This is a genomic window from Armatimonadota bacterium (genome assembly GCA_018268395.1).
GTDB lineage: Bacteria > Armatimonadota > Fimbriimonadia > Fimbriimonadales > Fimbriimonadaceae > JAEURO01.
The window spans coordinates 26,654-39,417 of sequence record JAFDWQ010000011.1 but is presented as its reverse complement, the minus strand read 5'-3'; the positions used below and the strand labels follow the sequence as shown (position 1 = coordinate 39,417).

11 protein-coding genes and 1 rRNA gene are annotated in these 12,764 nt (G+C 64.0%); 3 read left to right on the top strand and 9 right to left on the bottom strand.

Translation table 11 applies throughout. From position 1 onward, the window contains the following. Together JST30_16820 and galE are read right to left on the bottom strand one after the other, a co-directional pair. Positions 1–1,765, bottom strand: a 23S ribosomal RNA gene (locus tag JST30_16820); the annotation flags it as partial. A gap of 237 nt (positions 1,766–2,002) precedes the next feature. Then, positions 2,003–2,941, bottom strand: a complete 939-nt coding sequence (galE, locus tag JST30_16815; GenBank protein ID MBS1715991.1) for a UDP-glucose 4-epimerase GalE — start codon at positions 2,939–2,941, stop codon at positions 2,003–2,005. 190 nt (positions 2,942–3,131) lie between these two features. Between galE and JST30_16810 the strand changes: the two genes are divergently transcribed. From JST30_16810 to JST30_16800, 3 genes are read left to right on the top strand one after another with little or no spacing between them, the layout of a single operon-like run. Then, positions 3,132–3,644, top strand: coding sequence for a hypothetical protein (locus tag JST30_16810; protein ID MBS1715990.1), 513 nt, complete (start codon positions 3,132–3,134; stop codon positions 3,642–3,644). Further along, complete coding sequence (locus JST30_16805; GenBank protein MBS1715989.1) at positions 3,641–5,059, top strand: DUF1800 domain-containing protein; 1,419 nt, start codon at positions 3,641–3,643, stop codon at positions 5,057–5,059. Before JST30_16810 ends, JST30_16805 begins: the two co-directional genes overlap by 4 nt. A 4-nt stretch (positions 5,060–5,063) precedes the next feature. Next, positions 5,064–6,341: a DUF1501 domain-containing protein gene (locus JST30_16800; protein ID MBS1715988.1), complete on the top strand. Its 1,278-nt coding sequence runs from the start codon at positions 5,064–5,066 to the stop codon at positions 6,339–6,341. Here JST30_16800 and JST30_16795 read toward each other — a convergent pair. Genes JST30_16795 through JST30_16765 form a run of 7 tightly spaced genes read right to left on the bottom strand, consistent with a single transcriptional unit; the run spans position 6,338 to position 12,758 of the window. After that, positions 6,338–7,369, bottom strand: a complete 1,032-nt coding sequence (locus tag JST30_16795; protein MBS1715987.1) for an aspartate-semialdehyde dehydrogenase — start codon at positions 7,367–7,369, stop codon at positions 6,338–6,340. The two genes, JST30_16800 and JST30_16795, sit on opposite strands and share 4 nt — an antisense overlap. A gap of 46 nt (positions 7,370–7,415) precedes the next feature. Beyond that, positions 7,416–8,594, bottom strand: coding sequence for a tryptophan synthase subunit beta (gene trpB / locus JST30_16790; protein MBS1715986.1), 1,179 nt, complete (start codon positions 8,592–8,594; stop codon positions 7,416–7,418). A gap of 9 nt (positions 8,595–8,603) precedes the next feature. Continuing rightward, positions 8,604–9,296 carry a hypothetical protein gene (locus JST30_16785; GenBank protein MBS1715985.1) on the bottom strand — a complete coding sequence of 231 codons (693 nt, stop codon included), beginning with the start codon at positions 9,294–9,296 and terminating at the stop codon, positions 8,604–8,606. 39 nt (positions 9,297–9,335) lie between these two features. After that, positions 9,336–9,767 carry a hypothetical protein gene (locus JST30_16780; protein ID MBS1715984.1) on the bottom strand — a complete coding sequence of 144 codons (432 nt, stop codon included), beginning with the start codon at positions 9,765–9,767 and terminating at the stop codon, positions 9,336–9,338. Between the two features lie 16 nt (positions 9,768–9,783). Next, on the bottom strand, positions 9,784–11,694 hold the full coding sequence (locus tag JST30_16775) for a hypothetical protein (GenBank protein ID MBS1715983.1): 1,911 nt from the start codon (positions 11,692–11,694) through the stop codon (positions 9,784–9,786). Positions 11,695–11,707: 13 nt separating this feature from the next. After that, positions 11,708–12,295, bottom strand: coding sequence for a hypothetical protein (locus JST30_16770; GenBank protein ID MBS1715982.1), 588 nt, complete (start codon positions 12,293–12,295; stop codon positions 11,708–11,710). A gap of 1 nt (position 12,296) precedes the next feature. Further along, positions 12,297–12,758 carry a hypothetical protein gene (locus JST30_16765; protein MBS1715981.1) on the bottom strand — a complete coding sequence of 154 codons (462 nt, stop codon included), beginning with the start codon at positions 12,756–12,758 and terminating at the stop codon, positions 12,297–12,299. Positions 12,759–12,764 lie beyond the last annotated feature (6 nt).

The window sequence follows — 12,764 nt, the reverse complement described above, 5'->3', positions numbered from 1 at the left end:
GCGGCCCCTTGCGGGGCGTCCCTTATTCCAAAGTTACGGGACCCGTTTGCCTAGTTCCTTAACGAGAGTTCTCTCGAACGCCTTAGTCTCCTCGACTCACCTACCTGTGTCGGTTTGCAGTACGGTCGTACACAGCTGATGCTTATGGCTTTTCTCGGCCCCTATCTGTCCCAACCACGTCACCCCTAAGGGCTCGGTGCAGAACGACCAACGGTCTGTCTGGAACTTCAAGAAGCGTCCCCCTTCGCACTGTGCACGGGGCAGGAATGTCTACCTGCTGTCCATCGGCTACGCCTTCTGGCCTCGCCTTAGGTCCGCCTAACCTCCGTCTGACGAACATAGCCGGAGAAACCTTAGGTTTTCGGCGGACAGGATTCTCACCTGTCTTATCGCTACTCATGCCTGCATTCTCACTTGATTCCGCTCCACACGGGCTTACGCTCGTGCTTCACTGCTGACTCAACGCTCCCCTACCGACCTTCCCTCATGGGAGGTCCCGCAGCTTCGGCGGACGACTTGAGCCCCCTTACATTATCCGCGCAAAGAAACATTCGGCCAGTAAGCTGTTACGCACTTTTTAAAGGGTGGCTGCTTCCAAGCCAACCTCCTGGCTGTTTACGCTTCTTCACATCGTTTCACACTTAGTCGTCTCTTAGGGGCCTTAGCTGGCGATCTGGGCTGTTTCCCTTTTGACCACGGACCTTATCGCTCGCAGTCTCACTGCTGCCTTAATCATACGGTATTCGGAGTTTGATTGGGTTCGGTAAGCGGGTAAGCCCCCTAGCCCATTCAGTGCTCTACCCCCGTATGACAACAGACAACGCTGCACCTCAATGCATTTCGGGGAGAACCAGCTATCTCTGCGTTCGATTGGCATTTCACCGGACTAACCACAGCTCATCCCGAGACTTTTCAACGTCAATGAGTACGGCCCTCCATGGTGTGTTACCACCACTTCAGCCTGGCCATGGCTAGATCACGCAGTTTCGGGTCTGCTGACAACGACTCGACGCCCTATTCAGACTCGGTTTCCCTCCGGCTCCGTGGCTTGACCACTTAACCTTGCCGCTGCCAACAACTCGCAGGCTCATTCTGCAAAAGGCACGCCGTCACGCTTGACGGGATTGCTCCCGCCCTCGCGCTCCGACTGTTTGCGGGTGGTGCGATTTCAGGTTCTATTTCACTCCCCTCCCGGGGTTCTTTTCACCTTTCCCTCACGGTACTGGATGCACTATCGGTGACAAGTCGTACTTAGCCTTACCCGGTGGTCCGGGCGGATTCACACGGAATTCCTCGTGCTCCGTGCTACTCGGGTACATCCTGAATCCGTGCGGAATTTGGAATACGGGGCTGTCACCCTCTGTGGCCAGACTTTCCAGACTGTTCCTCTATTCCGCGCTCGGTCTTCTTTTCCGAGCTCCCTTAACCGAGGCAGAACCTCGATTAAAGGAGCTTGGTGGATGCCCCACTACCCCTGCCGGCATGCCGACAGGTTTAGGCTGGTCCGCGTTCGCTCGCCGCTACTTACGGAGTCCCTTCGGTTTCTTTTCCACGGGTTACTTAGATGTTTCAGTTCACCCGGTGCCCTCCTCGCGCCCTATGTGTTCAGGCGCGGGTGCCGTGGCGTTACCCACGGCGGGTTTCCCCATTCGGAAATCCCCGGATCATCGCATTCGTGCTGCTCCCCGAGGCATATCGCTGCTTGCACGTCCTTCTTCGGCAACTTGTCCCTAGGCATTCGTCGCACACCCTGTGTAGCTTAAATTATCTTTTAGCGCTCTTCACTCGGTGCCTTTAACGCGCGCTCCACGTCCCTCTATACGGTTGTCAAAACGCTCTCGCCGCTCTGGGCGCGCCTCGGGCCAAGTGGTCCGTCGGCAAAGGAGGACTATACCCCCGGGGCGGGGCCGTGTCAACGGGCCCCAGGGGATTGTCGGAAGAACGGGACCCTTGGCTCACCCCGTACATTCCCGGGGCCTGGCCGTCCTCGACCCGGCAGGCTTCAGTCGCCATAGCCCGAAGGCCGGGACCGGAACCAGCCCCAAGCCGTCCCCACGATCTCGTCCAGCCGTCCGTGCTCCGGGGCCCAACCGAGCGCCGTCCGTGCCGCTCCGCTTGAGGCGACGAGCCTCGCCGGGTCGCCCGACCGCCTCGGCGCCACTTCTGGCTCTAGCCGTCGGCCCGTGACCTCAGCGACGACGTCCACGACCTCCTGGACGCTGAACCCCACGCCGTTCCCAAGGTTGAAGGCCGCCGTCGTACCGCCCGCCCCCAAATACCGCAAGGCACCTAGGTGGGCCGCGCACAGGTCGCAGACGTGTACGTAGTCCCGCACGCACGTCCCGTCCGGCGTGTCGTAGTCGTCTCCGAACACCTTGAAGTCCGCACGGCCCAAAACGCTCAACAGGATCCGTGGGATCAAGTGCGTTTCAGGACGGTGGTCCTCACCGATCTCGCCGTCAGGGTCGGATCCGGCCGCATTGAAGTACCGCAAAGCGACGGACCGGATCCCATGGGCCGCTTCGTACCAGCGCAACATCCCCTCGACCGCGAGCTTCGTCTCCCCATAGGGGTTGGTCGGTCTCTTCGGGTGGGATTCCGGGATCGGGACTTCGTCCGGTTCCCCGTAGACGGCGGCGGTCGAACTGAAGACAAGGCGGCCGACGCCCGTCGAGCGCATCGCTTCCAACAGGTTCCAGGTGCCGACGACGTTGTTCTCGTAGAACCTGGCAGGCTCGGAAACGCTCTCGCCGACCTCGATGTAGGCCGCGAAATGGATCACGGCTTCGATGTCGTTCTGACGGAAAACCTCGGCCACCGCGTCCCGGTCGCGAAGGTCGCACCGGACGAGCCGGGCGCCCCGCAGGGCGGCTTCATGGCCGCGTTCCAGGTTGTCCAGGACGAAGAACGGCTCGCCGGCGGCCTCCAGCGCCTTGCACATGTGCGAGCCGATGAAGCCCGCGCCGCCGACGACCAAGATCACGGAGGCAGGATACCGGGCTGGGCGCCGGACTCAAGTCCGTTCTTCGAGGCGTCGGCCCAGGACCGTGCAACCTGTCGCGCCGGTCTCCGTCGCACCGCCTAAGCGGGGAGTCCGGACAGTCCCCGTCAAACGTCGAAGGAGACTTTTCATGTTGATCGGCAACGTCCTCGCCGCCGTCGCGACCGTGTTCACCGCCGCGATCGCCCTGCTCTGCACCATGGTGCTGACCTCGCTCCTCTTCCCTGCCCGCTCGGCCCGCGCGGCCAAGGAGGTCGAAGCCCATCCCTGGAAGTGCGCGTTGACCGGGCTCGTCCTCGGCGGGGCGTTCTTCCTGGTGGGGACGGTCCTCTTCCAAATCCCGAACCCCGTCACGCGGACGTTGGGCGTGCTCGTCTACCTCGTGTTCGTTCTGGTCGCCTGCGCCGGTTCGGGAGGCTTGGCCAGGCTCGTCGCGTCCCGGATCGACGCGCGGAACTCGTCCGAAGCGCCTCTTTGGGCGGTCGCGGTGGGAGCGGCGCTCGTCGTCGGTAGCTCGCTGTTGCCCGTCGTCGGTTGGGCGCTCTTGGCCCCGTTGATCCTCGTGGTCTCGCTCGGGGCCGGGCTCCGGTCCGGTCGAAAAGACAGGGCCCCAGTCCCGATCGTCGGTGCGGAGGCGTCGTGAAGCTCGACCGTCGGGAGGCCCTCGCGGCCCTCGGCGGTGCGGGAGTCCTTGCGCTAGCAGGGTGCAACCCGTTCCGCCCCAAGCTCGGACCGGGCCTGGCATTGACCGCGACGTCCTCGAAAGACCCTGACGTCCGTTTCCTCGACCGTTTCGGGTTCGGGCCCGACGCGGTGCAGTTGACCCAGATCAAGAAGGCCGGCCGTGAGGCCTGGTTCGAGAGACAGCTCGAGGCGCCGACAGGCGAAGTCCCGGCCCTGGCTTCACGGTTGGCCTATCTCGAAATCGAGAACTTGAGCGCATGGGACCTCAGGGATTGGCCGATCGAAGACGTCCTCCGACAGATCCAGTTGTCGGCCGTTTTGCGCGCCACGTATTCGCCCTTCCAAGTGCGGGAGCGGCTGGTGCACTTTTGGTCCGACCACTTTAACGTTTATGCCCGAAAAGGGCTTGGCGGGTTCCGAAAGCCGACGGACGAACGTGACGTCGTGCGCAAACACGCCTTGGGGCGTTTCGGAGAGATGGTCTCTGCAAGCTCGAAGTCGACGGCGATGCTCCTGTTCCTGGACCAACAGGCCAGCACGGCCCGACATCCGAACGAGAACTATGCCCGCGAGCTCTTCGAGCTCCACACCCTGGGGGTCGACGGGGGCTATTCGCAACTCGACGTCATGGAAGCGGCACGATGCTTCACGGGTTGGACGGAAGAGCGCGGGATCTTCGCCCAAGTCGGATCGTTCCAGTTCGATGCAACGATCCACGACACAGGGTCGAAGACGGTGCTTGGCACCAAGATCCCGGCCGGAGGCGGGGTCGAGGACGGTGAGGCCGTCGTGTGGCTCGCCGTGCGACATCCGTCGACCGCACGTCACTTGGCCAAGAAGCTCTGCCGGTCCTACTTGGGCCCGATCACCGACGTGGCTCCGGTCGAACGGGTGGCACGGACGTTCGCCGACTCTGAGGGAGACATCAAGGCGACGATGCGTGCCCTCTTCCGGGAGTACGAATCCGGTTCGGTCGCTCCCGTCGTCAAGCGGCCGTTCGATACGGTCGTCAGTGCGCTCCGGGCCCTTGGGGCCGAAACGGACGGTGACGGCCCTCTTCAGGAGCATTTGGAAAAGATGGGACAACCTTTGCACCAGTGGCCGATGCCGGACGGGTTCCCGGTCGCTGCGGAAGCATGGACGACGAGCCTCTTAGGCCGATGGAACTTCGCAGCGGCCCTGGCCCATGGCCGCATCAAGGGGACGTCCGTCCCGTCCTTACCGGACACGCCTTCCCAAACCGTGTCCGCCGTCTTCGGAGGCGGGCTCCCGGAAGACCGGGCTCGAGCGATCGCCTCGAAACTGGGTCAGGCGCCCGACCGGGAGACGTGCCTGGCAGCCTGCCTTTCGACACCGGAGTTCCAATGGAGATGACGCGATGAAAGCGGATCCGGCCACGTGCCGCGAATTCGGACAATGGATCGGCAGACGGTCTTTGCTCGTCGGCGCAGCGACGGCGGGTCTTGGGTTCCTTAGCCGAGCCTCCTTCGCTCAGGCGGCGTTCCGGCCGGACCGTGAGGACGGCCCGGTCCTGGTCTCCGTGTTCCTGCGCGGCGGAGCCGATGCCTTGAACATCGTCGCGCCCTATGGCGAAGACGCCTATCGCCGGGCCCGGCCGACCCTCGGATTCGGCGGCCCCAAGGGATCCGCCCCGAACGGCCGCGCGCTGGACCTGGACGGTTTGTTCGGGCTTCATCCGGCCTTGGAGCCCGTCCTCCCCCTCTACGAAGAGGGACGGCTTGCCGTGGTCGTCGCGTGCGGATCAGGCGACGAGACCCGTTCGCACTTCGAAGCGATGTCGGCGATGGAGCGGGGGCTCGGATCGAGCGAGAAGGGCGAGGCCAGCGGATGGATCGCCCGGCACGTCAACCAAGACCCAGGTAGGGGCGGCCCATTGAGGGCCGTCGCGGTAGGAGCGACGGTCCCAGAGTCACTTCGCGGGGCCGTCGGTGCGGTCACGTTCAGCGGGGTCGCGGACTATCGTCTGGACGTCCCCGACGCCGAGGAATCCAAGTTCCGCTCTTTGCTCCGGAACCTTCATGAAGGTGAAGACACCATGGCCGCGGCCGGGGCCAAAACGCTCGAAGCGCTCGAAAAGCTCCGGTCGAGCGATCCCCGCCGCTATCGCCCCGGCCACGGCGCCGCCTATCCCTCGACCGGGATCGCGACGGCGCTGCGGGACGTCGCCTACCTGGTCAAGGGAGGTTTCGGTCTCGAGGTCGCCGCGCTGGAGTCGGTCGGCTGGGACACCCACGTCGCCCAAGGGGCGGCGACCGGTTGGCAGGCGAACCTCCTCAAGGAGCTGGCAGACGGCATCGCCTCGTTCTTCCAGGACCTCGGACCGAAGAGCGATCGCGTCGTCCTGACCGTCCAGACCGAATTCGGCCGGCGCCTCGAAGAGAACAGCGGCTTTGGAACGGACCACGGACACGGCGGGTTCATGTTCGCGTTCGGCGGGCCGGTCCAAGGGGGCAAGGTCTACGGACGGTGGCCGGGGCTGTCGCCGGACCAGCTCGTCGGCCCTGGCGACTTGGCCGTGACGACCGACTATCGGACCGTATTGGCCGAGATCCTCGAGAGGCACGTGGGATGTCCCGACGTTTCTCGAGTGTTCCCTGGCCGCTCGGACGGCCGGCTGGGCCTGATCCGAGCCTAGACGGCGGCAGGCGTGCGGCTCTTGACGAAGAGACGTTCGGCGATCTGAACGGCGTTGAGCGCGGCCCCTTTGAGGAGCTGGTCGCCACTGACGAACAGGCACAGCCCGTTCGGATGGCTCGGATCTTGGCGGATCCGTCCGACGAGGACGTCGTCTTGTCCGCTCGAGTCGACAGGCATCGGGAACGTGTTCCCGGTCCGGTCGTCGACGACCCGGACGCCGTCGGCCGCGTCAAGGACGATCCGGACGGCGTCCTCGGAGGGCGCCGTTCCGGCGAATTCGACGGTGACGGACTCGCTGTGGGCCCGAAGGACGGGGACCCGGATGCACGTGACGTTGACCTTGAGACCGGGCATGGAGAGGATCTTCCGCGACTCCGCGACGACCTTCGCCTCTTCGTCGTTCGCCCCGTCCGGATTGACGGCCGTGTTGTGGCTGAAGAGGTTGAACGCGTACGGGTGGGGCGTCACTTTGGGCTCGACGGGCCGACCCTCGAGGTAGTCGCGCGTCTGGTCGAGCAAGTCTTGCATCATCGCCGCTCCCCCACCGCTCGCACTTTGGTACGTGCTCACGATGAGCCGTTCGATCCGTCCCAAGGCGCGCAACGGCGCGACCGCCATTAAGAGGATGATCGCGCTGCAGTTCGGGTTGGCGATCAGCTTGTCGTCGGGGCCGATCGCGTCGAAATTGATCTCGGGCACGACGAGCGGGACGGCCGGATCCATCCGGAACGCGCTCGAATTGTCGATGACGGTCGCACCGGCCTGAACGGCGGCGGGGGCCCATTCCTTCGACCGGGACGCGCCGGCTGAGAAGAACGCCACGTCGACGTCGCGAAAGCTGTCCGGGCCGACGGCTTCGACCGTCAAAGGCTGTCCCTTGAAGGGCACGACCGTACCGGCCGACCGCTCGCTCGCCAGAAGCCGCAAGGACTTGATCGGGAACGACCGTTTGACGAACAGGTCGAGGAACTCCATTCCGACCGCACCGGTCGCACCAAGAACAGCGACGTTCAGACCTTCCGCCATGGCTGGAGGGGATACCCGCCATCCGCTCCCGGTCGGGGGGCCGACCCTATCCAAGGCCGAAAAGCTTGGCGGCCCGTTCCATGTCCTTGTCGCCCCGACCGCTCATGTTCACGAGCACCCGTGCGCCAGGTTCCCAAAGCCCTTTCATCCAAAGTGCGGCGAACGCATGGGCCGTCTCGAACGCTGGGATCAGCCCTTCCAGCCGGGCCACGGACTGGAACGCGGACAAGGCATCGTCGTCCGTCGCCGCCAGGTATTCGGCACGGCCGCTGTCTTTGAGCATGGAATGTTCGGCACCGACGCCAGGATAGTCGAGGCCGGCCGAGACCGAATGCGTCTCGACCACCTGCCCGTCCTCGTCCTGCATCATGTAGCTGTACGACCCATGGAGGACGCCGGGAGAGCCCGCCGTCAGCGGGGCCGCGTGCCGGCCGCTTCCGACCCCTTCCCCGCCCGCTTCGACACCGATCAGTCGCACCGGATCGTCGACGAACGCGTGGAAAAAGCCGATCGCGTTCGAACCTCCTCCGACGCACGCCACCGCCACGTCGGGCAATCGGCCATGACGGTTCGTGTACTGGCGCCTCGCTTCGCGACCGATGACGGCCTGGAACTCGCGGACCATCGCCGGATAGGGGTGCGGTCCCGCAGCTGTCCCAATGACGTAATGGGTCGACCGGACGTTCGTCACCCAATCGCGCATGGCTTCGTTCAGCGCGTCTTTGAGCGTCCTCGTCCCGCTCTTCACGGGTACGACCGTCGCTCCGAGCAGCCTCATCCGGAAGACGTTCAGTTCCTGCCGCGCACAGTCTTCCTCTCCCATATAGACCTCGCACGGGATCCCGAGCATCGCACATACGGTCGCGGTCGCCACTCCGTGCTGACCGGCCCCCGTTTCGGCGATGATCCTCTTCTTCCCCATCCGCTTGGCCAGGAGACACTGTCCGAGCGCGTTATTGATCTTGTGGGCACCCGTGTGGCACAGGTCCTCGCGTTTGACGCTCACCTGAAGCCCGAGTTCCTGTGACAGCCGCTTGGCTTCCGTCAACGGGGTCGGCCGCCCGACGTAGTGCGTCAAAAGGCTCTCGAACTCTTCACGGAAGAGCGGGGCGGCCCAGGCCTGTAGGAAGCACGATTCAAGTTCGTCCAGGGCCGGTACGAGGGTCTCAGGGACATAACGGCCGCCAAAGTCTCCGAACCTGTCCTGAAGCCTGTCGGGGGTCATGTCCCCATTTTACGGCCCGGTTGCGACGGCCCCTCGCCGTTCGCCTTCCACGACGAGCAGAGTCCCTGCCGTGACCAGCGTCGGTAGGCACAGCACGTTCAGGCCGGGAACGAGCGTCACGAGCGAGGACACCGTCCAGAGCCCCAGCCATCCTTGCCGGCGGTGGACGAACCCGGGTTGCTGGAGGAAAGCCGTTCCCCGACGGGCACAGGAAGGGGCGGTCAGGTCGTAGAGCATCACCCAGCCTCCCAGCGCCGCGCCGACCAGTCCGAACCCGAGCCATCCGAACACCAGCGCCGCGCACGCGGCTCCGAGCGCGAAGCAGGCCCGAGGCGGCAAATCCCGGGCCAAGAACCGCACGCTGAAGGCCGTGCCCCGGTCCGGGACGCCGCACAGTGATTCGACCTTGGCCGTCAGCCTGTCCCAGACCGGGACGGCGATCAAACTGAACAGAATCATGAAGAGGGGGCCCGAGACGAGCACCCACACGAGGGCGAACAGGGTCGATCCCGTCAACCATCCGACAGTGTCGGGAAGCCCGAACTTCGAACCCGCCGCCGTCAGGCGCGGCACGACCGCCCAGAACCCTAGGGCGAGGAGCGCCAGATAGGCCACGACGGCCGAAACAAGGGGAAGAGCGGCCAAGGGCCAGAGCGCCGGCGTCTTGACCAAGAGGCGCAAGGCGCCCCACACGTGTCGCATTACTTGAGGGGACGTAAAGGCCGTCCCCTCGGTTTCAGGTCAGCTGCTGGAGAGGCTTCGCGGGACTGGAACGCTCTTGTCCAAGTAGGTCTTGGCCACGAGTGCGAGCCCGATCAGGACGCCGAAGATGATGGCGACGAGCCCGAACGGCGACCCCTGGCTTTTGGCCTCGTCCACCCGTTTGGTCGCCGCGACCATCGCCTTGGTCGCCTTTCCGGAGTCTGCGTTGGAGAACGAATCGCCGGCGTCGCTCGAGTTCAGCGAACCCGAGGGCGCCTTGTCGGCGGTGGACTCGGGGACCGAGCCGACCACGCCCATCTTGCCGGAGAACGCTTGTTGTTGCTGGACGCGCTCCTGCGACTGTTCGTTGTAGAACCGGGCACCGCCCGGTTTGTCCTCCTGGAACGCGCTCGCGGACACGGCCGCGAGCACCAGACCCAGAAGCACGGCGGACTTGAAGCGGACGTTCATAGCGCGGGGTCTCTCTTTACGATTTTCCATGGTCATAGAAGCCGGTGTCCTGCCACGTGCTCCGCATCATCGTGGGCTGTCGAGGCAGTTGGAGGTCGACGAGCGGAGGCGTGTCCGGGCCGCGCTCACGGATCCGGTTGTCATAGTTCATCCGGATCGGCAGGCTCCAGGTCACGATCGACTCGTCCTTGCTGACCAGCGTGCCGTTGAACGTCACACCGCTACCGCCCGTGCCGACGTTGCCTCCGCCGACGAAGTTCGTGTAGAGGATCGCGTCGATCTGGTTGACGCCTTCGGCGATGCTGTGCATCGTGGCGTCCGGGATCACGCTCTGGTACTTTTTACGGCCGGTCGAGTCCGTGTCCATAGCGTTGAACGGCGGGATGTACGTCCCGTTGTCGTCGTAACGGCCGTGGGTGAACGGCGGCATCATGTAGTAGAGGGGCCACGGGTTGCCGAACGTGGTCGTGTCGCCCATGATCACCGAACCGCGGGCGGCGAGACCGACCATGTCCTTCTTCTCGTTGGCGATGTCCTGAGCGATCGGGTCGGACCCTTGCCAAGACGGAGGGTTCTTGTACTTCAGGCTGCCCACCAAGTGGACGTTCCGCCCCGCGTACAGGGTGCCTTGTCCTTTGATCGTCCCTTTGACGACCACGTCTTGGTCGACCGTCACAGGGCCGTACAACAGGATCGGTTTGTCGGTCGTACCGACCAGGACGGCGCTTCCGGACACGCAACCGTTCGAGTCGGACAACGTCTGGTACGAGTTCGTCGTGGAGTTCCAGACTTTGACGTAAGGCTTGCTGCCATAGTCCGGATTGGCCGATCCGTCCGCGAACGTCTGCTTTTGGTATTCGGAAGGGTTGTCGCCGAAGTCCTTGCTCAGCTGCTGGTACCGGCTCAGGTCACTGAGGTCCGGCATGACGACTTCCTTGGTCGGTTTCGTATCGAGCAGGGACTTCGTCCCCGCCGTCCCGGAATTGACCCGGTCCCAGGCGTAGACGCCGCGGGAGTCGGCCTGAACGGCGCCGAAAGAGCTCGGAGGTACGTATTCGTCACCGACCGTATGGCCGTTGACCCACTGGGCGTTGGACTTGAAGACCATGTCGCGCCACGTGTTGAAGTTCGACGTCCCGACGTTACCGTGGACGGACGACTGGTAGGGCGGGCGCCACCGAGGCGCGGTACCCGAACCTGTCCCCCACTGAACGAGGTAGTTCGCGTCCGTCCACTTGACCGGCGGCGTATTGATGAAGCCGGGAACCTTGGGATCCAGCTTGTCGTTGGCCGCCGCGATGACGGTGCCGTTGACGGTCGGCGACCCGTTGGAGAAATCGAAGTTGCCGTTCGCCCGCATATCGCCGTTCACGATCGCGTCGTTCTGACCGAAGCCGTCCCACCAACCATAGTTGTTGATGAAATAGGTGTAGTCGAAGACTTGGCTCCGGGCCAGCTCGTACCGGGTGACGCTCATGACCTCTTTGAAGGACTCGCCTGCATCGAGGATCTGGTTGCCGTTGCGGTCGATGAACCCGATCGAGCGGATCTTCAAGACCGCCAGGTAGCTGTTGACCTGGGTGTACGAGACGACGCCCGTGATGAAGCACCCGACACCGTCGATCTTGCCCGTCAGGACGGACTTCGGGTTGTCGTTGGTCGCCCCTTGGCAAGTCGATTTGAGTTCGGTGAACTTCTGGCTTTGTCGGAAGGGCCGCCAAAGCGCCCGCTGGACAGACTGGAGCCCCGCCTCGCAGAGGTGGGTGGTCTGGACGTCGCGGAGGTTGTGGCCGGCCTCGCGGACGGTCTGCGTGGACCAATCAAGATAGGTCGAACCCGCAATGGCGACGAGGGTGAGGACACCGAACGTCGTCAGCAGGGCCGAACCCTTCTGTCTTTTGCCACGCTTCCTGGATTTCAGATTCATGTTGGGACTTCTCCTAGCGTGTCGTGTCGTAGATGTTGCGAAGAAAGACGATTTCGCGGTTCCGGCCGGTCACCTTTTCAGCGCCCGCTCCGACGGTTCGCGTGGCGACCATGACGGTGACCTGACGGCAGATGCTGCCGTTTCCGGGCGTAAAGACCTTGTACGTCTGGCTTCCGCCGCTCGACAGGGGATCGGTCTTGATCACGACCGTCGAAAGGACGCGGGTGCCTTGAGGGCTCAGGTACTTGAGTTTCGTGCCGTCGAGCCAGATCCGGCGGTCGAAGCCGTCGGACACAGGCTGGCCCAAGATGTCGGTCTTGTAAAAGCCTGTGTTGTCCTTGGCAGGCTTTTGGAAAGTGATGCCGTATCCGTCGGCGTCGACCGTGACCATCATGGCTTCGGCCAGTTCGTTCGTGACGAGCTTGACCGCCTTGCGGCTCTGAGTCTCGGAATCGATCTTGCCGGCACCGCGGTACCAGGACTTGGCCCCTGCGAGCCAGACGCCCGTCGCGGTCCCGACGACCAAGACCGTGACGACGGCCGAGATCATCGCCTCGACGAGCGTCGCGCCGGTCCGTCGTCCCGTGATCTTGCGGGCCATGTCAACCTCCGAGGTTGGCGACGAGCGTCCCAACCTTGGTCGCGCGGGACTTGCCCGACTCCTTCCACGTGACCTCGACGGTGACCCGTCGAAGTTCAAGGTCGATCTGTTCGATCTTCACCGATCCTTTGCCGCTCGGCAAAACTTTCGCGGGGTTGTCGAGGCTGGCGTTGTCCGCGTTGGTGAACGAATACGTGTTCGTGCCGATGGGCACGTCGCTGTCGAGCAGCCCTGCTTGGACCAACGTCGACGGATTGAGGCTAGGGTCGACCGACTTCAGGCCCTCGAGCTCTTTCTGCGCCAAGCCTGTAGCCCGGTTCTGCATGTCGGCCCTGGCCCTTCCAGCGTTCGCGACAGGCATGGACGCTGCGACGATGGTCGCTGCGGTCACCGCAATGCCGATCGCGAAGAGCGACTCCACGAGCATCGCGCCCCTCCTCAGTCGTGACGGTTTTCGTGTCATGGGTAC